26 protein-coding genes are annotated in these 25320 nt (G+C 36.6%); 23 read left to right on the top strand and 3 right to left on the bottom strand.

The window, feature by feature from the left end:
- Positions 1–42: 42 nt before the first annotated feature.
- Entirely contained in the window at positions 43–771 is a 729-nt protein-coding gene (locus MR054_RS15610; RefSeq protein WP_242158740.1) for a biotin--[acetyl-CoA-carboxylase] ligase, read from the bottom strand.
- Positions 772–864: 93 nt separating this feature from the next.
- Here MR054_RS15610 and rsfS point away from each other — a divergent pair, with 93 nt between their 5' ends.
- The 6 genes from rsfS to MR054_RS15580 all read left to right on the top strand — a co-directional run bounded on the left by rsfS (position 865) and on the right by MR054_RS15580 (position 5639).
- Positions 865–1236: a ribosome silencing factor gene (gene rsfS, locus MR054_RS15605; RefSeq protein WP_242082287.1), complete on the top strand. Its 372-nt coding sequence runs from the start codon at positions 865–867 to the stop codon at positions 1234–1236.
- A 3-nt stretch (positions 1237–1239) separates the two neighbouring features.
- The gene (gene ftsH / locus MR054_RS15600; protein ID WP_242158738.1) at positions 1240–3183 is read left to right on the top strand and encodes an ATP-dependent zinc metalloprotease FtsH; all 1944 of its coding nucleotides are present in this window, start codon (positions 1240–1242) and stop codon (positions 3181–3183) included.
- A gap of 119 nt (positions 3184–3302) precedes the next feature.
- A complete protein-coding gene (locus MR054_RS15595) occupies positions 3303–3911 on the top strand; it encodes an LUD domain-containing protein (protein ID WP_242082289.1) in 609 nt (202 codons plus the stop codon).
- 1 nt (position 3912) lies between these two features.
- Positions 3913–4734, top strand: a complete 822-nt coding sequence (locus tag MR054_RS15590) for a phosphatidate cytidylyltransferase (RefSeq protein ID WP_242158736.1) — start codon at positions 3913–3915, stop codon at positions 4732–4734.
- Entirely contained in the window at positions 4724–5380 is a 657-nt protein-coding gene (locus MR054_RS15585) for a phosphatidylserine decarboxylase family protein (RefSeq protein ID WP_242158734.1), read from the top strand. Before MR054_RS15590 ends, MR054_RS15585 begins: the two co-directional genes overlap by 11 nt.
- The gene (locus MR054_RS15580; RefSeq protein WP_242158732.1) at positions 5373–5639 is read left to right on the top strand and encodes an acyl-CoA-binding protein; all 267 of its coding nucleotides are present in this window, start codon (positions 5373–5375) and stop codon (positions 5637–5639) included. The genes MR054_RS15585 and MR054_RS15580 overlap by 8 nt, the downstream gene beginning before the upstream one ends.
- Before the next feature lie 4 nt (positions 5640–5643).
- Here MR054_RS15580 and lipB read toward each other — a convergent pair whose 3' ends face one another.
- Both lipB and MR054_RS15570 read right to left on the bottom strand, forming a co-directional pair.
- A complete protein-coding gene (lipB, locus tag MR054_RS15575; protein ID WP_242082294.1) occupies positions 5644–6348 on the bottom strand; it encodes a lipoyl(octanoyl) transferase LipB in 705 nt (234 codons plus the stop codon).
- Positions 6349–6492: 144 nt separating this feature from the next.
- On the bottom strand, positions 6493–6651 hold the full coding sequence (locus tag MR054_RS15570; RefSeq protein WP_167919338.1) for a YqaE/Pmp3 family membrane protein: 159 nt from the start codon (positions 6649–6651) through the stop codon (positions 6493–6495).
- Positions 6652–6795: 144 nt separating this feature from the next.
- Here MR054_RS15570 and lysS point away from each other — a divergent pair, with 144 nt between their 5' ends.
- The 17 genes from lysS (at position 6796) to MR054_RS15485 (ending at position 25018) form a co-directional block, all read left to right on the top strand.
- Positions 6796–8490, top strand: a complete 1695-nt coding sequence (gene lysS / locus MR054_RS15565; RefSeq protein WP_242158730.1) for a lysine--tRNA ligase — start codon at positions 6796–6798, stop codon at positions 8488–8490.
- Between the two features lie 516 nt (positions 8491–9006).
- Positions 9007–10872: a helix-turn-helix domain-containing protein gene (locus MR054_RS15560; protein WP_242158729.1), complete on the top strand. Its 1866-nt coding sequence runs from the start codon at positions 9007–9009 to the stop codon at positions 10870–10872.
- 181 nt (positions 10873–11053) lie between these two features.
- Positions 11054–11683, top strand: coding sequence for a hypothetical protein (locus tag MR054_RS15555; protein WP_242082300.1), 630 nt, complete (start codon positions 11054–11056; stop codon positions 11681–11683).
- A 45-nt stretch (positions 11684–11728) separates the two neighbouring features.
- A complete protein-coding gene (locus MR054_RS15550) occupies positions 11729–12262 on the top strand; it encodes a hypothetical protein (protein WP_242158728.1) in 534 nt (177 codons plus the stop codon).
- Positions 12263–12568: an amidohydrolase family protein gene (locus MR054_RS15545; protein ID WP_242158727.1), complete on the top strand. Its 306-nt coding sequence runs from the start codon at positions 12263–12265 to the stop codon at positions 12566–12568.
- A 426-nt stretch (positions 12569–12994) separates the two neighbouring features.
- On the top strand, positions 12995–14497 hold the full coding sequence (locus MR054_RS15540) for a S10 family peptidase (protein ID WP_242158726.1): 1503 nt from the start codon (positions 12995–12997) through the stop codon (positions 14495–14497).
- A gap of 175 nt (positions 14498–14672) precedes the next feature.
- On the top strand, positions 14673–15482 hold the full coding sequence (locus MR054_RS15535; RefSeq protein ID WP_242158725.1) for a DUF6090 family protein: 810 nt from the start codon (positions 14673–14675) through the stop codon (positions 15480–15482).
- Positions 15483–15611: 129 nt separating this feature from the next.
- The gene (locus MR054_RS15530; protein WP_242158724.1) at positions 15612–16580 is read left to right on the top strand and encodes a tetratricopeptide repeat protein; all 969 of its coding nucleotides are present in this window, start codon (positions 15612–15614) and stop codon (positions 16578–16580) included.
- Positions 16581–16740: 160 nt separating this feature from the next.
- Positions 16741–17208: a DUF6090 family protein gene (locus tag MR054_RS15525; protein ID WP_276520198.1), complete on the top strand. Its 468-nt coding sequence runs from the start codon at positions 16741–16743 to the stop codon at positions 17206–17208.
- 21 nt (positions 17209–17229) lie between these two features.
- Positions 17230–17385, top strand: coding sequence for a hypothetical protein (locus tag MR054_RS15520; RefSeq protein WP_242158723.1), 156 nt, complete (start codon positions 17230–17232; stop codon positions 17383–17385).
- Positions 17386–17512: 127 nt separating this feature from the next.
- The gene (locus tag MR054_RS15515) at positions 17513–18109 is read left to right on the top strand and encodes a 3-keto-disaccharide hydrolase (RefSeq protein ID WP_242158722.1); all 597 of its coding nucleotides are present in this window, start codon (positions 17513–17515) and stop codon (positions 18107–18109) included.
- A 462-nt stretch (positions 18110–18571) separates the two neighbouring features.
- Positions 18572–19468 (top strand): dioxygenase family protein, encoded by an 897-nt coding sequence (locus MR054_RS15510; protein WP_242158720.1) that lies wholly within the window; start codon positions 18572–18574, stop codon positions 19466–19468.
- A gap of 594 nt (positions 19469–20062) precedes the next feature.
- Positions 20063–20239 carry a DUF6090 family protein gene (locus tag MR054_RS15505; protein ID WP_242158769.1) on the top strand — a complete coding sequence of 59 codons (177 nt, stop codon included), beginning with the start codon at positions 20063–20065 and terminating at the stop codon, positions 20237–20239.
- 89 nt (positions 20240–20328) lie between these two features.
- Positions 20329–20832, top strand: a complete 504-nt coding sequence (locus MR054_RS15500) for a hypothetical protein (protein ID WP_242158718.1) — start codon at positions 20329–20331, stop codon at positions 20830–20832.
- Positions 20833–21237: 405 nt separating this feature from the next.
- On the top strand, positions 21238–22236 hold the full coding sequence (locus tag MR054_RS15495) for a Kelch repeat-containing protein (protein ID WP_242158716.1): 999 nt from the start codon (positions 21238–21240) through the stop codon (positions 22234–22236).
- A 122-nt stretch (positions 22237–22358) separates the two neighbouring features.
- Positions 22359–22685: an ankyrin repeat domain-containing protein gene (locus MR054_RS15490; protein WP_242158714.1), complete on the top strand. Its 327-nt coding sequence runs from the start codon at positions 22359–22361 to the stop codon at positions 22683–22685.
- 356 nt (positions 22686–23041) lie between these two features.
- A complete protein-coding gene (locus MR054_RS15485) occupies positions 23042–25018 on the top strand; it encodes a copper amine oxidase (RefSeq protein WP_242158712.1) in 1977 nt (658 codons plus the stop codon).
- Positions 25019–25320: the final 302 nt, after the last annotated feature.

Below are 25320 nucleotides of genomic sequence, written 5' to 3'. Positions count from 1 at the left end.
GCAGAACGCTGTTATACATTGGCGGGAAGACCATGGAAGTCCTTAATACATTAAGGTAATTTCCTTTAAATCATATTTTTTAACAACACCATCGTCGATAGCCACCATGAGTTTGCCATATTTGGTAACTCCCTTTAGAAACCCGGAAAACAAGGTCCCATTGTCCATTCTAAAGGTTGACGGCTTATCTTTTCGAAACAAATACGATTCATATTCTTCTTTGACCGCGTCGTATTGCGCATCCTGTAAAAGTTGAGAGTACACTTTAGTAAAAGTCATGATATGGTGTAAGACCTCATCCAAATCGTAATGAACACCTGTAATGTTTTTTAAAGATGAGGCTTGGGGAAGATGATCAAATTTAATCTGGTTAACATTAACACCTATCCCAATAATTGTAGAGTATAACCTGTCTTTTATGACATTTTCAATTAAAATGCCACAAACCTTCTTGTCGGCTGACAAAATGTCGTTAGGCCATTTTATGCTTAAATCGGGTATTTGAAGGAATTGCAGCGCCCTTAAAATAGCCAGTGAAATGGCCATACTGATATAAAATGGAAATTCAACCACATGCACACTCAAATCCTTAAACAAGCTAAACAATAGGTTTTTACCCCTATCGGAAGACCACGAAGTTCCCATTTGTCCTCGCCCGTGTGTTTGATATTGGGCAACAACAACGGTATAATCTTCAACAACTTCACGGTAAATCATTTTTTTTAAAAATGAATTCGTGGAATCGATGGCATCAAGTTTGATTATACGCATGTGCAAGTGGTTTTTAAGCTTTACAATCTTATGATTATTTTAAAGTATAAAGAACTAAAAAAATAATAACTTTGCACAAATTAAAAAAAATTAATGGCGAAAGAAAAAATAAGTCCAGACCAATTAATATCGGTTATAATAAGCGGGATTGAAGATGTTAAAGGCAAAGAAATAAGTATTTTAGATTTAAGGGATATTGAAAATACGGTTTGTGATTATTTTATAATATGTGAAGGAACTTCCAACACGCAAGTGACCGCTATTGTAAATTCAATACAAAAAAAAGTTAGTAAGGAACTAAAGGATAATCCTTGGCACACTGAAGGTTTAGATAATGCTGAATGGGTGCTCATCGATTACGTGAATGTTGTTGTACATGTTTTCCAAAAACACATTAGGGCGTATTACGATATAGAAAGCCTTTGGGGAGATGCAAAAACAACAGTTATAGAAACGAGTTACTAAAACATGGCAAACAACAATAAAAATTCAAAAGACAAAAAGCCAAAATTAAGTCCATACTGGATTTATGGCGTCATTATAGCTATTTTCCTGGGATTCCAGCTATTCAGTGGCAGTGCTTATCAAGATGGCAACAGTACAACTCCTGCCGATTTTTTTAAATATTTGAAAGATGGTGACGTTGAAAGGGTAGATATTATAAAAAACACACGGGTTGCCAAGGTTTATTTAACCAAGCAAGCTCAGGAAAAGGAAATTCACAAAAAATCAAAGCCGCAATCATTTATTCCCTCGGCAACAAGGCTTCCCAATTATAAATTTGAATTTGGTGACCTTCAAAATTTTGAAAATGAACTAAATGAAATTACCGAAGACTTAACCACCAAGCCGGTTGTAAAATTTGATACGGAAACCAATGAATGGGGAAATCTACTGATGAGTATCCTCCCTTTCATCTTATTAATTGCGGTTTGGATCTTTATTATGCGCCGTATGTCGGGGGGTGCCGGTGGAGGTGCTGGCGGACAGATATTCAATATTGGAAAATCCAAGGCGAAATTGTTCGACCAAAATACCGAAGTCAAAACAACATTTAAAGATGTAGCCGGTTTAGAAGGTGCTAAGGAAGAGGTTCAGGAGATTGTAGATTTTCTAAAATATCCTGAAAAATATACCACTTTAGGAGGTAAAATTCCGAAGGGCGCACTATTGGTCGGTCCTCCGGGAACAGGAAAAACCTTGTTGGCACGTGCCGTAGCGGGTGAAGCGAAAGTACCTTTCTTTTCACTGTCGGGATCTGACTTTGTGGAAATGTTTGTGGGTGTCGGTGCATCACGGGTTCGCGATCTGTTTAAACAGGCGAAAGAAAAATCACCATCCATTATTTTTATAGACGAAATTGATGCCATTGGTCGGGCAAGAGGTAAAAATGCCATCTCCGGAAGTAACGACGAACGTGAAAATACCCTGAATCAGTTATTGACAGAAATGGATGGCTTTGGTACCAATGCCAATGTTATTGTTATAGCAGCGACCAACAGAGCCGATATTTTAGACAAAGCCTTGATGCGTGCCGGACGATTCGACAGACAAATTTTTGTTGATTTACCGGATTTGCGAGAGCGAAAAGAAATTTTTGAAGTGCATTTAAGGCCACTTAAAAAATCTAAGGATCTGGATACCGATTTCTTAGCCAAGCAAACACCAGGGTTCTCGGGTGCAGATATTGCCAATGTTTGTAATGAAGCCGCGTTAATAGCTGCAAGAAATGGAAAAAAGGCCGTTGATAAGCAGGACTTTTTGGATGCTGTGGATAGAATAATTGGTGGTTTAGAAAAGAAAAATAAAATTATTACCCCTAATGAGAAAAAGGCCGTTGCCTATCACGAAGCCGGACATGCGACGGTGAGTTGGATGTTAGAGCATGCGGCACCACTGGTTAAAGTTACCATCGTCCCTCGAGGGCGCTCCCTGGGTGCAGCCTGGTATTTACCCGAAGAACGCTTGATTGTTCGACCCGAACAAATGCTGGACGAAATGTGTGCTGCCTTGGGTGGTCGGGCTGCCGAGAAAGTCATTTTCAATGAAATTTCAACAGGGGCACTTAGTGACCTGGAAAAAGTAACCAAACAAGCCAGAGCCATGGTCACCATATATGGCTTAAGTGATAAGATAGGTAACCTGACTTACTATGATTCATCAGGACAAGGAGACTACGGCTTCACAAAACCTTACAGTGAGCAAACAGCAGAATTAATAGATAAGGAAATATCAAGTATCATAGAAAAACAGTATCAACGTGCAATCAAAATATTAGAAGAAAATAAAGATAAATTAACACAGCTGGCAGAGGTCTTGCTTGATAAAGAAGTCATATTTAAGGACAACCTGGAAAAAATATTTGGCAAACGCGCTTTTGAAAAGGAAGAGGGAAACCCTGAGGAAAAATAGATCGAATTCGCTTTATTTTCTGAGCTAGCAGTAAAAATCTTAAATTAACCCTATGGTTAGTTTAAGATTTTTTATATTTGATAAGCCCCAAGATGTAATTGAGTAATAGCACTATCTAAATGAGTCTTTTTAGAAAAATTTTTGGTTTTAAATCTAAAGATAAAGATGAGGAATTAAAATCGAACGAAAGAAGTAAATACATGCCGGAAATCAAGTTGCCCATAGACGAAAGGTTTACCATAAACTTTAAATCTAATGGCGGCAAATTTTTGTATTGTGAAAACTTAGACGAAATTTTTCAAAACTTGCAAAATATCATAACTGAAAATCAATGGGAAGAAAAAAAAGTATTGATTTTGGATGAGCGATTGCAAACTAAATTTAAAGACTCCCATTTAATAGCAACACGTAAAATTAGTGAAGCGACCTTTTTCTTAACCACTTGTGAAAACCTCATTGCCAACGACGGTTCTTTACTCATCTCATCCAAGCAGATTTTTGAAAAAAAGTTACCCGAATTACCCTTTAATTTTGTGGTTTTCGCAACCACAAGTCAAATTGTTGAAAGTATTGGAGAAGGGCTTCGCGTTATAAAAACTAAAAGCAGACAAAAAATACCAACCAATATTACGACCATTAAACATTTTAAATCTGCCGATGAAAAAGACTTTTTGAGTTATGGTAGTAGTGCAAAGAATTTATACCTGTTACTTCTAGAAGACTTGTAGAATGAAGGAATTTATTATTCGGGGATTGTCCGGCATAATTTATATTATCCTATTAATATCGTGTTTGTATTCAGAACAGGCCTTACTGATCCTTTTTTTTGTTTTCGGTATCATATGTCTTATGGAATTTAAAAAGCTCATTCAGCTTAAAAGTAAAATTCCATTTTTCATTTTTATCATCCTTTATGGTATTTTTGGGTATTGGCAAGAAGTTTTGCAATCCAATGGGGGTCTTGACGAAGCCACGCAAATTTTAATGGTATTGACTATTTTTGTTCAATTGTTTTTAATTAAGGATCTGTTTTCAGAAAAAATCATTCCCCTATTTAGCACGAAAAGATTTATTCTTACAACGTTTTATTTATCCAGCGGATTTGTTTTTCTGGTTTTAATTACCAATTATTATCCAACCTATAACCCAACCATTTTATTGGGCACCTTTATTTTGGTTTGGGTTAACGATTCCTTTGCCTACTTAATTGGCAAAAATTTTGGTAAACAAAAACTCTTTGAAAAAATATCTCCTAAAAAAACTGTTGAAGGATTTCTAGGAGGTCTGTTTTTTTCATGTATTGCAAGCTATTTTATTACTACCTTTACCCTGTCCTTAGGTTTTACAAGCTGGCTCATTATAGCCATAATTGTAAGTGTATTTGGGACGTTAGGCGATTTAGTAGAATCCAAATTTAAACGACAGGCACAAGTAAAGGACAGCGGCATTATCATGCCAGGCCATGGTGGATTACTGGACCGATTGGACAGTATTATTTTTGCGGCACCCTTTATATATTTATTCCTAAGAATATTAAAGTATGTTTCATAAGGAAGGGCATCAGATCATTATCATCACTTTCATAGTCGTTGCAGCAGGGGTGCTATTGACGGATTATTTTGTTAATATACCATGGTTGCGATTAACTATAACGCTATCGCTTCTTCTTTTTTTAATCATCATTTTACAATTTTTTAGAAATCCCAAGCGTAAAGCTCAAGTTAACGACGGAACTGTTGTATCGCCTGTTGATGGTAAGGTTGTGGTTATCGAAGAAGTATTTGAAAAAGAATATTTTAAAGACAGTCGTTTACAGATAAGTATATTTATGTCTCCCATAAATGTTCATGTTACGCGATATCCTGCCAGTGGTCAGGTTATTTTCAGCAAATACCATCCCGGTAAGTACCGCGTTGCATGGCATCCTAAAGCGAGTGAAGAAAACGAACGGACTACTGTAGTATTGGAAAATCAAGCGTTCGGCAAAGTTTTGTATCGTCAAATTGCCGGTGCGCTGGCTAAACGTATTGTAAATTATGCCAAAGAAAACCATAAGGTGATTCAAGGTGAAGATTCCGGATTTATTAAATTTGGTTCAAGGGTAGACGTGCTGTTGCCCTTAAATGCAACAATTAAAGTAGGCCTAGGCCAAAAAGTTAAAGGTGGTGAAAGTGTTATAGCAACAATCCATGACTAAAACCGATCTAGACATAGCATTTGAAGAAGCTGTACAGCGTGTCAACGCATACACAGGGCCCTTTCCCGCTGATACGCTATTAAAGCTTTATGCTTATTATAAAAAAGCGACAAACAATTATAGTAAACCCAGCAGTAAGAAACCCATTATTAATGCTTTTAAAACCAATGCCCTGTTTCAGGTGCAAAAAATAAGTCCAAAGGAAGCCAAAAAAAAATATATCGAACTGGTTAATAATTACTTTCTATATAGGAAATAATAGCCTATTCCTTTGCCCATTCTGCTTCAAAAAGTGCTGTAAAATGCTTTAGTAATTTTTCCTTAACCTCTTCGAGATCGACGTTTTCCAAGCCCAGTTCAACATTCAGGGAGGTGACCGACTTCCCGCGTATTCCACAAGGAATAATATTATCAAAATAACCCAAATCGGCGTTCACATTAAGGGCAAAACCATGCATGGTTACCCATCGGCTTGCACGCACTCCCATAGCACAAATTTTGCGTGCAAAAGGTGTCCCCACATCAAGCCATACCCCCGTTTCCCCTTTACTCCTTGAGGCCTCAATACCGAATTCGCTTAAAGTTAATATGATCATTTCCTCTAGTAAACGAAGGTATTTATGAATATCAGTAAAGAAATTTTCAAGGTCTAAAATAGGATAGCCTACAATTTGTCCGGGTCCATGATAGGTGATATCCCCACCACGATTTATTTTATAAAAGGCAGCCCCCTTTTCGGTGAGTTGGGCTTCATTTAAAAGTAGATTTGAAAAATCACCACTCTTGCCTAAGGTATACACATGAGGATGCTCTACAAACAAAAAGTAATTGTTGGTTTTTAAGGACGTTTCCTCGTGTCGGTTTTTAATCTTGGTATCCACAATACCCCTAAACAATTCCTCCTGGTAATCCCAAGTTTGTTTGTAATCCTTAAACCCTAAATCCTGCAGAATGACTTGTTTATTCATAGGCTGCAAAAGTACGTGAAATTTTTCATTTACATAATCACCAAACCTTAATGATAATACCGATTAAGGATTAAAAAAATGCCTGCAGAATTGATAGCGATATGCCTTTACACTTGCATTTAGAATAAAAAGAGGGGTTGTGTTTTAACGCTTTGGATTGTTTAAAATAACCAGCGCTGCAATAACCCCCGGTACCCAACCGCAAAGCCAAAGTAAAAAGACAATAAATATAGATCCGCAACCCTTATCCAGGACTGCTAGGGGCGGACAAATAATCGATAGTAGAACTCTCCAAAAACTCATGCCATTTTAGGTTTAATTAGGACACCCATATGACGCTAATAACTTCCATTTGTTACAGGCTCATTAAAAATCATTAGCCTTAAATCACAAATCGTAATTCAAATGTTTATCTTTGCGCCAATAATTTTACAACGTTTTAAAAGCATGTCGCAATTATCAGAGCAAGAACTTGTTAGGAGAGATAAATTAACAAAATTACGCGAAATGGGTATTAATCCATACCCGGCAGATGTATACCCTGTAAAGGACACTTCAAAATCGATAAAATCCAATTTTAAAGCAGGGCATAAAGTGATTATTGCAGGGCGGTTAATGTCCCGACGCATACAGGGGAATGCCAGTTTTGCAGAACTACAGGATGCCGAAGGACGTATCCAGTTGTATTTTAACAGAGATGAGATTTGTTCCGGTGACGATAAGACGAAATACAATACCATTTACAAGAGACTCTTAGATATAGGAGATTTCATAGGAATAGAAGGCGAATTGTTTACCACTAAAGTTGGTGAAAAGACGGTTATGGTTAAAGACTTTACCATATTGAGTAAGGCCCTAAAACCCCTGCCCTTACCAAAACTGGACGCGGAAGGAAACCTTCACGATAAATTTGATGATCCAGAATTACGCTACCGCCAGCGGTATGCTGATTTGGTGGTCAATCCCCATGTTAAAACCATTTTTGTAAAGCGTACCAAATTGTTCAATGCCATGCGTCAATTTTTTAATGATGCCGGTTATTTTGAAGTAGAAACTCCCGTATTGCAGCCTATAGCGGGTGGAGCGGCCGCACGACCGTTTGTAACCCACCATAATGCGTTGGATATCCCCCTCTACCTGCGAATCGCTAACGAATTGTACTTGAAGCGTTTAATCGTGGGGGGATTTGATGGGGTTTACGAGTTCTCCAAAAACTTCCGTAACGAGGGAATGGATCGTACCCATAACCCCGAGTTTACAGCTATGGAAATCTATGTGGCCTACAAAGATTACAACTGGATGATGGGTTTTTGTGAACGTTTATTGGAGCATTGTGCCCTGGCGGTTAACGGCACTACCAAAGTAACTTTTGGTAAGCACGATATCGATTTTAAGGCGCCCTATACCAGAGTAACCATGGCCGATTCCATAAAGGCCTTTACCGGATTTGATATTATCGGCAAAAGTGAAGCTGAAATAAGGCAAGCCGCCAAAGATATGGGCATCGAAGTCGACGACACTATGGGCAAAGGAAAGTTAATAGATGAGATCTTTGGTGAAAAATGTGAAAGCCATTACATACAGCCCACCTTTATTACCGACTACCCAAAGGAAATGAGTCCCTTATGCAAGGAACACCGTACGAATTCGGAATTAACAGAACGCTTTGAATTGATGATTTGCGGTAAGGAAGTTGCCAACGCCTATTCCGAATTAAACGATCCCATTGACCAACGCCAGCGCTTTGAACACCAAATGGAATTGGCCCAAAAAGGGGATGATGAAGCGACAGCCACCATTGACTATGACTTTTTGCGGGCTTTGGAGTATGGTATGCCCCCAACCTCGGGTATGGGTATTGGGATGGATCGATTGATTATGTTTTTAACCAATAACCAATCCATACAGGAAGTCTTGTTTTTCCCGCAAATGAAACCCGAGCGGAAACAGGTGGACCTCAGCGAGGATGAAAAGGCGGTATTCAAGCTCCTAAAATCGAGTTCCCCTATAGAATTGGGCACTCTCAAAGGTCTGTCGGGTTTAAGCAATAAAAAGTGGGACAAAACCATTAAAGGCCTGACCGGCAAAAAAGTAGCCAAGGTTGTTAAAAAGGACGAAGGCCTTTTTGTTGAGGTTCTTTAGTTCAACGATCGTTGTCCTGATCTTTTTCAAGTATCTTATAAAACTTAAAGGGAATTGTAAAATGTGATTCCCTTTTTCATTACAGATAATTGAAACGGACTCCGTATTAGTGTCATGAATCTGTCAACAGAAGAGTCAGGTACTTAATATCTTTGAGAAATTTAATACTATTTATTGACAGATTTCTGCGACTCATTTCAAAGAAGCGGTTACTTCTTTAAATTCCATTGTAAAAACCCCTCCCTACTACTTTTGAGTTGAAAGTTATCTATAAATCTGTTAGGGAAAAAGGCCTTCAAATACCGAGAATTAGAATCTTAATACTGTTTTAAATAGCATGCAACCTACTCTATAATAGTTATTACCTTTATATAAATGGAATCCTATAGTTAATCTGCTTGTCCTTATTATGTCAAGTTGTATCGAATAATATTGGATATTTTCTTCATGTGTGTTAATTTTAATACAGTAATTCCCCTTCTCTATACCGATTCTTATTACTGTTAGTTAGAACGAATGATACAGGACGATAAATTAATATCGAAATTAAAGACTACAATTCTTGAAAACCTTCAAAATGAACAATTTGGCGTTGAGGATTTATCAAAAATAATAGGACTGAGTCGTTCTCATCTGCATAGAAAATTAAAGAAGTTAAAATCACAATCCATAAGCCAGTTCATTAGAGAGGTCAGACTTCAAGAAGCTCACAAATTACTTCAGCAAGATACATATTCAATATCTGAAATAGCATATCAAGTAGGTTTTGGAAGTACCTCTTATTTCCACAAATGTTTTCACGAATATTACGGGTATCCCGCTAGTGAAGCAAAAAAACATATTAACAAAGAATCCTTGAAACAAACAGAGGAAAAGAGAAGGCTTTTCAATTTTAAAAATCAAACTAAAACAACTTATAAGTTTATTGCGCTTATTGTTATTTCCTTTTTTACCGGTTATTTACTAATTAACCTTTTTGCAAAAAATAACATGTTATCTCCAAATGATAAATCTATTGCTGTATTACCGTTTAAAAACATTAGCGGTGATGAAGAAAATCAGTTTTTTGCAGATGGGCTGGTTGAAGGCCTTTTGAATAGGTTAGCCACCTTAGAAGAATTCAAAGTTATTTCACGCACCTCATCAGAAATTTACAAACATAACACGACAAAAACCATCCCTACAATAGCATCCGAATTGGGTGTATCCTACATTCTAGAAGGAAGTATTCAGAAGTATGAGAATAAAGCCAGGATAACGGTACAGCTCATCGATGCTACTAGTGATAATCATGTCTGGATTAAGAGTTTTGACAGAGAGCTATCTGATATTTTTGACATACAAAGCGAAATAGCTATCCAAATAGCTTTAGACTTGGACACAACTCTTTCAGAACAACAAACTTCAAAGATAAAAAAGAATCTAACTGAAAATATTGAAGCCTATAAATGGTATCAATTAGGTAGATTTTATTGGGGAAAAAGACAAAATAAGGATTATGCCACTGCCATAGCGTATTTTAACAAAGCTATTGATAAAGACCCGAATTACGCTTTGGCTTATGCAAGTTTGGGAGATACTTATTTCTTAAAAATTTGGGTATCTCAAAGTCGTGAGGAGATCGGAGAAAACAGATTAAAGGCGGAATACTACGCTTTAAAAGCTTTAGATTTGGATCCTAATCTAGTAGAGGCTCATACCGTATTGGCCTCCCTTTACTTCTATATAGACTGGGAATGGGAAAAAGCTAACCAAGTATTTGTCAGGGCTTTCGAAGTGGGAACCAACAATTCTACGCTACATCATAGATATTCAGAATACCTTAGTAGCATTGGCAAACATGAAGAAGCAAGATTTCATATAAATGTAGCACTGGAACTTGATCCATTATCTTATATAGTAAGAGAGGTAAGTGCCAAACTTTATTTAAATAGAGGGCAATTTCACGAAGCGATAGACGAATCAAAAATGGCTGGCGATTTGAATATGGACCACATACGACCACCGCTATACCAGTTTTTTGGGCATTATATGCTCAAAAATGACGAACTAGCCTTAGAAAATTTAAAAAAGCTCAGAACTGTAATAAAAAACAATACGACTGATAAGGTTTTGGAAAACATTTTTAAAATCTCCGGAAGAAGAGGGTTAATGAAATGGTGTGTAAAAAATATCCCCGACAAGTATTTTAAAACCAAAGGTTTGGTGTTTTTGGGTGAGAATGAAAAAGCGATACATGAGCTTGAAGAACTATATAATAGTGGAAGACGTTTACCAGATGTCTCCTATTGGTATTCTCCTAATAATTTGGAAACACACCCACGTTTTATTGCCTTAATGAAAAAAATGAATCTGCCCTATACTCCGGCTTCCTTACCATAAATTGGTCTTTATCTTCTCGAGAAAAAGGCCTTTTATCTGTTCTGCAACATAGTTTCATCATACAACATAATTTTTAAAAAAATTTAAGTTTTTTACAACATAGTTTCTTTATGTAATGTACATTTTTTATCCAACTTTATAGAAATAAATGTATTGTAATACCTTATAAAAACATGTCATTATGAAAACTATAAAATTATTGAGTTTGGTCCTTTTAAGTCTTTTGCTTTTTACAGCCTGTGATGATTCAACAGATGCGTTTCAATCAGAACAAAGCTTACTTGAATTAGACAATATGGCCTCAAAATCCAGAATTGAAAAAAGTTTGCCTTTAAAAGCTACCTTTACAGTGTGGCGAGCAGAGGCTCCCGGTTCCCAACCATGTGACGTTGGTTTTAGTGAAACCATGGTCATGAAGGGAAAAGGTGAGATGACCCACCTCGGGAAGCTACAGGAACTCTTCATGAGATTTTGTTCAGCACCCACTCCCGAAGTTATCTTTCCTGTAAACTATTCATTTATTGAAACCGGTAAATTTGTAGCTGCCAATGGCGACGAATTGCACTGCATAATTGAGTCAGGCCAGATATGGCCATATACAGGAGATAATCCTAAGTATCAACTATATTTTAATGACGATATATTATTTATTGGAGGTACTGGCCGTTTTAAAGGTGCATCCGGATGGGCTAAGACCAATGCCTATGTTCATCCAGGAACTACCGATAATGACGGAGAGGATCCTTTTTATACCGATTTCTTTATAAACGAAGGAGAATTAATTATTATACCTGGTAGTGCATCAGAATAATTACTAAAAATAAGAAAAGTGTTGATAAAATGGGAATCTTACTCAATGGATTCCCTTTTTTATTTAAACGTTTTTCTAAAGTGCAAAACAACTTCTGTAATTAATAATGGTGCCGTCATACGTCCGGAAGTAAGCTCTGCAACAGCTATTCCATTGGGGATTGATCGAATTGAACATTATATAGGTAGTGCCGCCTTAAAAGGAGTAAAAAATGGTTATGCCAAAACTTCCAAACTTGATTTAACAGACCCTGCAATCGACAGGGCAATAGACGTTTTTATTGATCATAACGTTTATTTCAACGCTACTTTGACCGTAATCGGAGGGTTTAACCAAAGCAAGGACAAATGGCTGAAAAATGGGGTAGATGAGAGGAAGTCCTGGACCCCTTTTTCACAATCAATTGTCACAAATAACACTAATAAATGGAACCCACCAGCCAATTTCTATGAAAAAAGTAAAATCATACTCAAACGATTTTATGATAAAGGTGGACTGATTTCCATGGGAACAGATGGTCCACTCATACTAGATGGTATAGGGGTTTTCCAAGCTCCGGGTTTCAATACACATCGATAAATGGCAATGATGGTAGAAATTGACATACCAAACCATGAAGTAATAAAGATAGCAAGCCTGAACAGTGCCTCCGCTATGGGACTGAGTGACAATTTTGGAAGTATTGAAGTTGGAAAATTTGGAGATCTAATGATTATTAAAGGGAACCCTCTGGAAAATATTTACAATACACGTATTGTGCACACCGTGATTAAAAAAGGAGTTATTTATGATACTCAAGAACTATTGAAGGCTTGTGAGGAAAAGTCAGGCCCCAATAGCAAACAGGAATGGTTTGGAAAAACATTCGTGGAATCTAAGCATTAATAAAACAAAAAATCCCACGCACCTCAATTTAAAGCTTCATTTACAGTAAATTTTAGCCAGATCTTAAGGTTAAAACATTTTAAAGCGTTAATCTACTCCATAGAATTTATCTCAGAGCTAACCCGTTAGTAACTCGTAGACATTTTAAAATATTTGTCAAGCTGAACTCGTTTTAGGATCTGAGGAAAATTTAAGTGATTTACTTCACTGTAAATCCATTTTTGTTTGCAGATTATAGCAGATAAATGCTAAAATGGTGTCATGAATCTGTCACTTCATACTTTGGTTCTAGTAATTGAATTAAAGCTTTATTAATACTTATAAGAATTTTCTTTATATTTAAAGGAATATACATTATGGATATAAACATAATAGTGTTTATCCTTAAGTTATGAGCAATAATTACCAGAAAATAAACTTATCTAAATGAACAATCAAATATTAATTTATCTTTTCATTCTTATCAATTTAGTATCCATTGCACAAGAGAAGAAACCCGAAAAAAAAGAAATTCCTAAAGGTGAGATTTTCACATCTACACAAACGGTAACCATAAGCGGAAAACGTATTGAACTCGCAACTGAAGTAGGCACAGTTCAATTGAGAGACGAAAATGATAAGCCTATTGCTTTGTTTGGTTTTACTCATTACAAAAAAAAGGATGAACCAAATAGACCAATAGTATTTGCATTTAATGGTGGCCCTCTTACAGCTTCTTTCTGGTTGCATTTTGGTGTTTTAGGCCCAAAAAGGGTAGTCATTAATGATCCGGACTATACCAAACCAGCACCTTATCAAGTTGTGAATAATGAATATTCCATATTGGATAAAGCAGATCTTGTGATGATTGACCCAGTCGGTGTTGGGTTTAGCAAGCCAATTGGTGAGGCAAAATGGGAAGATTTTTGGGGTGTAGATCAGGACATTCGATCAATTGGATTATTTATAGAACAATTCCTGATTAGAGTAAATAAATTCAATTGTCCTAAATATTTACTCGGTGAGAGCTACGGTGCCTTCAGAAATGCTGGGCTAGTGAAATATCTTCAGGAAAAAGGTGTTGCTATGAACGGGGTAATTATGGTATCTGCAGTTTTTGAACTTCAGCATTTGCTTTTTGGATCGGGAGATGATATAGCATATTTGATCCATTTTCCTACCTATGCGGCAACTGCATATTATCACAACAAAGTGGAAGAAAAGGGACAGAGTTTAGAGGGCTTTTTAAACGAGGTTCGTAGCTTTTCTGAAAATGAATACGCACCGGCTCTTCTTAAAGGGGATCAAATCTCCGAAGATACAAAAGTGACAATTGCCAGGAAACTATCAAATCTATCAGGTCTTAGCCCAGAATACTGGTTAAAAGCAAATTTAAGAGTAACCAGTTCCGAATATTTTCAGGAATTACTTCGTGATGAAAAACAAACAGTTGGAAGACTAGATTCTAGATATACAGGTATTAATGAAGACCTATTGGCTCAAAATGCTTTTACAGACCCTCAGGGAGATGCAATATCTACTCCATACATTGCGGCATTTAAAGATTACCTGTACAACGATTTAAATGCAAGAAAAGATCTAACATATATAACAAGTACAAAACAGAGAAATAACTTCAAATGGGACTGGAAGCACAAAAGCAATATAATTTGGAATGTACAAGCAGCCATTAGCACATTACCTGATATGTCTTCTGCTATGAAACGTAACCCAAATTTGAAAATCCTGATTTTAAATGGTTATTATGATTTAGCTACCGCATTCTACGGTGTTGAATATTCCATTAACCACATGGATCTAAATCCTGAATTAAAGAAGAATATCATCATGAAATACTATGAGGCGGGTCATATGATGTACATACATAAACCGTCAATGCAAAAGTTTAAAAAAGATGTTGATGAATTTCTTGATCAAACTTCCAATTAATAAATAAAGCTTATAACAATGTATCCAATGAAAAGCACTAGGTTAGTTCATCAAAGTTAATATTTAAATTTTTTACTACATATTTTTATAACGGAATGTTAATAATTCCGAAGGATTATCACGCAACGAAACCATAGCGTAAACGCTGTGCTTCATTAAAATCAACAAATGGCCAATGATAAAATTCTTTAAAAAAATTAGACAGAGCTTAATTGCTGAGGGTAAAACCGTGAAGTATTTTAAATATGCCATTGGAGAAATTGTTCTTGTTGTTATAGGCATTTTGATTGCATTACAGATAAATAATTGGAATACAGAACGAATTAATAATAATCGGGTTAAGCAGTATTCAAAATCATTAATTCGAGATCTTGAAAATGACATTGAAATGATTAATGTAAGTCAGTTTCAAGCTAAAAAAAGTTTTAAAAAAATAGACAGCTTAAAAAGTTATATTCTTTCTACCGATCCAGCAAAATTATCAAATACCAACCTTTTCGTTCTTACGCATGATATTATGTATCGCCCTTTTATGTGGAATAGATCGACTTTCAACGAAATGAAAAACTCGGAAATTATCCATAATTTTAAAAATGACAACTTAAAGAAAAAGTTAATGGCCTATGAGTCGTTTTCTTACCATTTGGATGAGGATTTTGATCAAGATATGACGAATGCCCACAAGGCAGAGGAAATCACAAGTGAGATTATGGATTTGAATAATCCATATTTTTCTCAAATGTTAGTTTTAGAAAGTGAAAGATTTAATGATCCTACTCTTGACCTTTTTAAAACGGTTGAATACCAAAAGGCAAAGAAAGAAGACCGTGTATTTCAAATCAATAATGTAAATGATTTGAAAAAGTTCGTTAATGTTTTTATACGAATTCAAGATTCATATAGAATAAGGGCGTTCCAGGAGATGAACGAGATTAAAGAAAATGCCAAAGAGATAATAAAGTTGCTTAAAAATGAATCTAAATAATTAAAATAGCAAAAGCATAACAAAATACATTAAAAGGATCTTATTCTAAAACGTTATGTTTATTTTATTCAGGATATGAGAGTTAAAACATTGATAATCCTTTTTGGAATCATAAACAGTTTTTCTTTAATGGGTCAAACTAAGTTGGAAGACTCCATTGTTACTTTGACACTAAACCTTTCCGATAGAGCCTTATATGATGCTAGATTTGAAGAAGCAAAGAATATGGTTAACCTTTCATATTTTAAAAATTTCAAAGATTATAAGATTGAACATGGGGTGCTTTTAACAGTTCAGAAATTGAGAATTGATGGCATAGCAAATAATGTTTTCAATAAAAGAACAAATCACAGAGAAAACCTTAATACCCTCCTTAACTTTTTACCAGATTCAAATAAGATCGAAGACACTGAAGTTTTGGGACAGCTGTATTTTGCTTTATCACAGGCCTATCGTTCTAATAATATAATTGACTCTTCTCTTATTTATCACGATAAATCACTACAAATTTTTGAGGACCATGGGAATTTTGAAAAAATCGCTGAAATAAGAGCTTATGATACTTCTGTTAAACATAATATGCTTCTACAGAGGGGAGACAAAGCCAAAATATTAGAATTAATTCCCGAATACGAAAAGGAGATCAAAGCTAGAAAGCATTATAGCAAGTACATTCTAGCATACAACACTCGACATTTAGCGCAGATTTACAGAAGGCAATTATTAGATTATGAAAAAGCTTTACAATTATTTAAGTGGTCGCTTGAATTAAGACTTGAAATTGGTTTTAAGCCATATTTGCCTGCATCATATTCATCGCTCGGTGATGTTTACATGAAAATGGGGGAAGATAAACTAGCCATTGCAATGTATACAGAATCTTGCGAGTTAGCTGAGGAAATTGGATTTATTAGATTTCAATCATATCCAAACTTGCAGATAGGAGACATTTATCTGAATACACAAAAACCAGAAAAAGCGTATAAATATTATTTAAAAGCGCTTAAACTAGCCTCAAAAAATAATTTTTCATTGGGTATTGATCAATCCATTGAAAGAATCGAGAAACTAAATACAACAAAATATAAAATGCATTAAAACGCATCGTATACCAGCCATTGTACTACAATAAAACAAACCAAAATCAATGATAAAATTCTTTAAAAAAATTAGACAGAGCTTAATTGCTGAAGGCAAAACCGGAAATTATTTAAAGTATGCTATCGGTGAGATTACCCTTGTTGTTATAGGAATATAGCTGGCATGGAGTATTAATAATTGGAATGAAGAAAAAAAGAGTTCCAAACTGGAAATTAAGATATTAAAAGAGCTCAATAATGATTTGAAAACAAACTTAGCTGAGGTCAATGAAACTTTTAATACTACCAATAATAGACAACTATCGACGGTACTAATTTTTGATTATTTTAAAAACAAATACCCCGTTGACGATAGCTTAAAACAAGCATTTGAAATTATTAATATGGACGGGCTATTTAATGTAGGAAATACCGCTTACAAGTTCATCGAAAATCAAGGTGTTAATATTTTAAGCAATGACAGCATTCGAATAAGAACTACAGAAATGTATGAACGCCTCCTAAAAAATATCCATACACGTGAAGCCAAAAATTGGGAAATAGTTAATGAAGAATTACTTCAACTCATGAATCAACATTTTGTATCCTCGCCCACAATTGATAGTAGTATATCATTTTCTGTGTAAGCAATGAATATGCCCAAAGACATGGAGTCATTAAGAGAAGATGCTGAATTTAGGAATGTTTTACTCAGACTTCAAAACTGGCTACTACTCCGTTTGAAATGGCAAAAAGAAACTCTTGCGAGTCTGGAGCAACTCATTATGGATGTTCAAATTGAAATTGATAAATTGAGTAACTGAAGACGAATAAGGAAAGGCTAACGCGTATAAAATTAATTGATAGTGCACGTCTACTTACGAATATCCAACTCGTTTTGTTAAATTGGTCTCTTAAAAAACTTTTTTTAAACTAAAACAATAACTATTTATGAAACCCCTTTTTTTACTCATGCAAAGTGTTCTTCTCCTTTCTGTAGCTTCTTATGCACAAACAACCTCGCTGTTTAACGGAAAAAACTTAGAGGGATGGAATATATATGGTACTGAAAAATGGTATGTTGAACACGGCATTCTCGTATGCGAAAGTGGCTCCGATGAAGCCTATGGTTATCTGGGTACAGAGAAGCATTACAAAGATTTTATACTTACTTTAGAATTTAAACAAAATAGCAATGGCAATAGTGGGGTCTTTGTAAGGTCTACGGTCGATGGCACTAAAGTTAGTGGCTGGCAGGTAGAAGTTGCACCACCAGGAAAACATACCGGAGGAATATACGAATCTTATGGTCGTGGATGGCTTATAAAACCAGATCCCGAAAACGAAAAGGTTTTAAAAGAAGGTCAATGGAATACAATGAAAATTAAAGTACAAAATTCCAAAATTACCTCATGGCTAAATGGAATTATGATGGCTGATCTTGAGGATGAAAAAATAGGCCGGGGAGAAGGTGGAATCATCCTCCAAATTCATAGCGGCGGGGACGTTAAAGTAAGCTGGAAAAACATTAAAATAAAAACACTTTAAGCTTCCTTACTTTTATTAAAGATCCCTTGTCGGATTGCTTCGGTAACACTCCAAGGACAATTCGGGCGATACAATAAAAAATGGGATATGATCATAAAAGGCCTGACCGGAAAGAAAGTAACTAAGGTCGTTAAAAAGGACGATGACCTTTTAAAAAGGTTGTTTAAAACCATTGTGACACTGAAGTTGTTTCAGCATCTTTAAATCGTTTAAAAGTAATTAAAACACAATGAATCCCCTTTTCAGCATTACTGAAAAACAACACCATAAAGCTCAACAAATACATTAATTTCAGTCTTTTTTGTTAACGCATAGGACAGTAATAACTCATTTTAATTTTGCTTATCTTTAGAAGGCACAAATAAAATCATGGTTATCTCTTAGGAACGTGATCCGCTTGATATTGATACACCCCTACTTTATTTTAGAACAACATATGTAAGAACCAAACCGTATGACCATATGAAAAGAAGACGCTTTATCAAACAATCCTCACTGATGGCTTTTAGCATTAGTGCCTTCGGGGCCATCCAATGGGATGGGAAAAAATATGTGGGTGACAGGCCAACCACTACAGATATTTTAGGTCCTTTTTACCGGCCGGGCGCGCCCTTTAAAACCAATATCATTCCTCCCCATTCTAAAGGTATTCCTTTACATCTCAGTGGTGTTATTTACATGGAGGATGGAGAAACGCCAAATGCAAATGCCATGATTGAAATCTGGCATTGCAACGAAAATCAAGAATACGACAACACCTCCGACGACTTCTTGTGCAGGGGTGCCATGAGAACCGGAAAAGACGGTAAATACAATTTCACGACCATCATGCCCGTACCCTATAAAGCAAACCCGGATAGCGATTCAAGTTGGAGACCAGCGCACATACATTTGCGCGTTTCAAGTCCGTCACAACAGGACCTGATAACACAAATCTATTTTAAAGGTGATCAATACATCGGTATGGATGCAAGTGCCTCTGCACCGGAATCGGCCGACAGAATTTTAATGGTATCCACCAATTCTAAACAGGAAAAAGAGGTGGTATTTGATATCGTCCTGAGTAAAACGTTTCCACTGAGCGATGAGGTGTACCAAAAGATTGAAGGCCTCTATCGTTCCGATCAAAAACTTTCGGACAGTGAGAGAATCTTTGAATTTGTGAGAAGGGATGATATCCTTTTCATGAAATTAAAAGGGCAATATATTGCAGGTTTAAAATATGTTGGCGACAATGCTTTCGAAGGCGGCAGAGGGTTTCCTAAAGTGACCTTCAATTGGGAACAGGATGGCCATGTTAAAGCCAACATTGCACTTCGCAAAATACAGGTTACAGCCGAGAAATTTTTGAAATATTGAGCACCGCCTTTATGCGATGAACATCCTTTAAATCATAGCCATGACTCTATGGAAACCATACATTAGGAAGCGCTGCATTACAGAATAAATAAGTCGTGGTGGTAGTCAATGGTGAAGGTCGTGTTGCATCAGGGTTAGGGTAACCTGTGTCAGGCTGAATTTCGTTCGGCTACTTATAAATCATTTTATGGATTGACTGAATGGTGATTTTTTTATCCAGGTGTCTCGGCGAATGAGGCTAAAAAGAGGTCACAAACCAATCACTTTCTGTTTTGATTTAATCGCTTGAAATAAAGCTTTACAAAACCTACATGAATTTTCTTTATATTTAAAGAAATAAACATCATGAAAATAACACAATGTGTTTATTCCTAATAGTACTTGTTGGAATCTGCAAAAATTCGGTACCCGACTCAAAGGAAATTCAACCCTATAAACAGCTATGAATGCAATACTAAACAGAATTTGGAATACATCTATAATCCATGATAACAATCTTTAAATTATCGAAAAGCCATGTTGTAATACAAAATCAAAAGCCAAGTAGAACTTTGGTGGAGAATGCCGCTTGCGGAATAAATATCCAGCTTACTTATGATTAAAGTTTTTAGAAAACTCCGCCAGCAATTACTTTCAGAGGGCAAAACCGGGAAGTATCTTAAATATGCCATTGGTGAAATTGTACTGGTGGTTTTGGGAATATTAATAGCCTTATCCATAAAGAATTGGAATGAAAAAGAAAAGCACGTCTGGAAGAAAACGTTCTTTTAAGTAATCTAAAAGATGATTTCAAACAAGCCATTAATTCCCTGGAGAAAAAAAATGCGTTACGTAATCAAATTCTTGATTGCAATTACAGGTTGACCGATATTCTACAACAAGATGATTTTACCGAAACGAGCTTAATAGACAGCCTTCTTGGAATAACTTTAAAAAATCCTACCTATAATGGAAAATCAAGTGGCCTTAATCTTTTATTGAATAGTGGGAAATTCAATCTTATCAGTAGTGACAGCCTTAAAAATGAACTATTGTCCTGGCCTCAGGCTGTTGAAGAAATGGTAGAAGATGAATTGGTATCACAAAACATCAATAGAAATCGTTATACCCCTTTAATAAGTGAGTATGTTAGTTTAAACGACTTGACTTATGTAACGGCCCAGGATTTTAAAAATCTTGTAAAATCAAGAACTTCAAAAATGTCGGATAATTACAAAGGTTTATTTCATGACCCGAAATTTGAAAATCTTCTTTACGAATTGGAATTCTTAATAATTGTAGCAAAAGCGAACGCACAAGACCTTATTAATAAGGCCTATCATATTAGTAGAATAATAGACAAAGAATTAGAAAAGGATGATTGAAGAAAACATTACAATTACTTATTACATTCAACCCAGGTAATTCTTAATGCATTGATTAAGAATTTAATCAAATATTATCATTTACCCCTATTTCTTTTGGTCATATGTTTTCCTTCCCCTACTCTGGACCAAAATGAAAAGGAATTAATGAACTGTTGGAAAAGGATATTAACAGGACCTGTTATTGGGCAAACCCTCTTTCACTTCTCTTTTTATGAGATGTTGAGGTTACCATATTAAACGGATCACTAACCCGGATTCAACATAGTTTATCCCCACCAGAACTTCGTGGGAATTTTATAATATAGAGCATGATGGCGCGCCGCGAGATCATAATCCTTTTACTGGGTCGCAATCTTAGATTCTGCGGGAAATTTCATTATATTTATAGGTCATGAATCCAAGATGAATAAGTCCTATCCCAATATTATATTTATCTTAATTTTATCATGCGTTTTTTTCCTTTTACCCGGGTCAGACCTAAAAGGTCAAGAAGCGGAAACACCAATTGGTCCAGGGGCGAGATGGGGTCATGTATTCATATATGTCCCCGGCCATAATCATATATTGCTCTTTGGCGGAACGAACAAAAAGGGTGGTGAGTTTTTAAGTGACACTTGGATTTGGAAACAAAACAAATGGAAAAAGATTGCCGTTTCAGGTCCCTCTGCAAGAGGATTTTGTGCGGTCACGTTTCATAAAGGTAGAAATTCAATTATTTTACATGGGGGTCGCGGTAATAACAGAGAGACCTATTCAGATCTTTGGGAATGGAATGGTTCCGGCTGGTATCAACTGGATAAAAACAGTGATTACAAGGCAGATCATCATCAGATGGTTTACCTGAAAGAGCAGAACACGATTCTTGCCTTTGGTGGATGGAATGGTGAAGGTGTTACCGGTAATACCTGGCTATGGACCAATAAATGGCATAAATTAAACATTCCTTCTCCCCCAAAAAGAGCTTCCTTTTCAATGGTGTATCATGAAAAAACAAATGATGTTGTCTTATTCGGAGGATTATGGATCAATGGGCAATACGCCGATTTGTGGCGATGGTCTAATCATAAATGGCAAGCTTTAAGTGGACCTTATGACCATTCTTCTCTAGATCATCATGCCATGATCTATGATAAAAATTTAGACCAAATTATCGGATTTGGTGGTAAAAATTACCGTTATGACTTTCAAAATAAGACCTTTAAAATTGCACATGATAAAATTCATGTCATAAATAATGATGGCCCGTCTGCGCGACATAGTTTTGGATTTACCTTTAATACGAAAGAAAATTATGGATATTTATATGGTGGGAAAGCCTTCGTTAACGGCCAACAACTGCCACTCAGCGATTTCTGGAGATGGGATGGCCAAAATTGGAATAACATACCCCTTGACAGATGATAAAATCCATGAAACTTAATAACTAATGAATGAATAAAATCGTAACTACATGATTTACCGTATTGATTATCTGACATCTGCAAATTTTAGCACAGATTAAATCTGAAAGTACCAATTTGCATTTGGCCACTTTCCAAGGTAACCTTGAAACCACTAAACAACTCTTAACATCCGGAACCGATCCTAATGAAAAAGACCAATTTGGATCAACCCCCTTGATCATCGCATCAACCTTTGGTAAAAGTGAAATTGCCAAAGCCTTAATAGATGGAGGAGCTGATTTAAATATCCCTAATGATCAGGTTTCCAACCCATTGCATATTGCGGATTTCTTTTGTTATAAAGATATCGTCGAGGCCTTACTTAGGAAAGAAGCCGACAAAACGGTGAGAAACCATGATGGGGCTACCGCATTTGATGTTGTTGCAGCGCCTGTGGACTTAGATTGAGATACCTACAAGCAATTAACATCTACATTAGGGCCCTTGGGATTGAGGGTCGATTTAAGCTTTATTGAGAAAAACAGGGCTCTTAGTAGTGGTTTTTTCTCAAAACAACAGCATGATACCCTCCCTTTACTATATCAATAGCATAACCCGTGTTAAAAACATGTATTTCCGGGTGTATTTTCTTTCTAAAGATTTTAGTAGTAAACCTCTAATATGTGGTTACGATTGGAATATTAACAAGTCTCTGATTTAAAACGAGTCAATCTATCCATTCTAATCCTATGGGTAAAAGACGTGATAAAATTCATTACATTAGACTTTATTAACGCACTAACTTCTTCTAATTCAACTTTGGTATGAAAATGTATGCTCAAAAGATCCAAAACCTCATTCTATCGTGTTTTATTGTATTCAATTACCTGTTTGCCCATAGTCAAAATACACAGCATCCCCTGGATCCCGTAACATGGCAGGAGTATTGGACGGTGCTGGATGTCTTGCATTCCACCAATCACCTCGATAGCAAAACAAGATTTTCACATATTAATCTATTGCCTCCCGAAAAATCGGTAGTTTGGGATTGGAGCGGAAATCAAAAGGCGCCAAGGGCTGCTTATGCTATAGTCCATCAGGAAGAAAAAACGTATAGGGCTGAGGTAAACCTCAATACACGGAGTCTGGATTTATGGAAAGAATTAAAGGGTATTCAGCCCACATGGTTGAACGAGGAATTTGATAAAATGCTGGACAAGGTTAAGGAGGACCCCCAGTTTAAAGCTGCAATGAAAAAAAGAGGATATGAGGATCTCACTTTTATTGAAGGCTTTTTTGGGCCACCTGGTTATTTCGGTAAAGAAGAACAGAAGGGAAGACGCATTGCTCATGGTACCTTTGTTGATGTGCGCTATGCCCGAAATTTGTGGTCAAGGGGTATTTCCGGTTTGACCGTGGTGGTTGATATGCATACGGAAGACATATTGAGAATTGTGGATGAGGGAGTTGTGCCCATAGCGACAGTAAACGTAGACTTCGATGCGAGTTCAATTCCTAATGTTAGAGAGATTCCCGGAGAGATGATCATCAGCCAGCCCAATGGCCCCGGTTTTAAGTTGGATGGATATACGGTGCGTTGGCAAAAATGGAAATTTCATGTGCGCCCGGACCATCGTGTGGGTATGATTATATCAACCGTAACCTACCAGGATGGCAGTGACAGCCGTAAAATTTTGTACGAGGGTCATTTGTCAGAAATATTTGTGCCCTATATGGATGCCTCTTTTGATTGGTCCCATCGCAATTTTATTGATGCCGGTGAATACACCGCCGGAGGATTGACCAAACCTCTACTCCCCGGTCTTGATGCACCGGATTTTGCATATTATATGGATGGCCTGGTTTTAAATGATAATGGCAGTCCACAACCTGTTCCGAATATGCTTGCCATCTTTGAGCGGGAGGATGGAAATCCGTCATGGCGACATTTTAGTAATGATATGGAACCTGAAAGTCGCGTTAAAAGAGACCTCGTCGTAAGAAGCGCAGCGGTACTCGGGAATTACGATTATATCTTTGATTGGATCTTTCAACAAGATGGTTCTATAAAAGTGCTTGTGGGTGCTACCGGTATTGCAGAGGCAAAAGCCACCATCCAAAAAAACGCCGCTTCTTCAGTCGAAAATGACGAACCCGGTGATGCTTATGGCCGGTTTGTAGACCCCAATATTATTGCTGTTAACCACGATCATTATTTTAGTTTCCGAATGGATCTTGATGTGGATGGTGAATACAATAGTTTATTGCTCGATCGCCTTCAAACCAGGATGCTTCCTGAAAGCAATCCAAGGCGAAGTATATGGGTAACAAATCCTAAAATTGCGAAATCCGAATCGGAGGCGAAACTTAAAATAAATCTGGATAAACCAACCTTATGGAGGGTTATTAGCCGTAACCGAAAAAATCATGTAGGCTATCCAACAAGCTATCAATTGATGCCAGGAAAAACGGGAAATACCTTGTTGAGTGCAGATGATTATCCAAGGCGGAGAGTAGGATTTATAAATTATCATTTATGGGCCACTCCTTACGATAAAAACGAAAAATTTGCTGCCGGAGACTTTCCTACACTAAGTTTACCGGGACAGGGGCTTCCTTCCTGGACAGAAAACGATCGCTCCATAGAAGATACAGATATTGTCCTCTGGTATACGGTAGGTATGCATCACATGGTTAGAGCTGAAGATTGGCCGGTGATGCCCGTTCTTTGGCATTCTTTTGAACTGAGACCCTTTGATTATTTTGATCGGAATCCTGCACTGGATCTACCAAAAAAATGATCCCTTTTAGCAACGGGGTCCAAGAAACCCCTTTTTGAAAATAAAGGAAAAGGGGATCGTATAATTTGTAAAGTTTTTCCGGTTAAGGATCCATTTATACGGCATTTCAGAGCATGTAGTCCCCAAATGGTCACAGGGTGATAGGATCAAAAAGATGCAGGCGGTTATCATCCAAAATACCCTCCACCTGATGTATCGGTCCCGGAGCCTGTCATCATGACAACCCCCGGAGGCCTAATATTCAAAAAAGAACGCATTCTGTCACAGGACTGGACTGAATTCAATCCATCGTCAGACTACTG

Origin of the sequence: Aestuariivivens sediminis (genome assembly GCF_022662105.1) — a bacterium.
Classification (GTDB): Bacteria; Bacteroidota; Bacteroidia; order Flavobacteriales; family Flavobacteriaceae; genus Aestuariivivens; species Aestuariivivens sediminis.
This window is presented reverse-complemented; position numbering and strand designations above follow the sequence as displayed.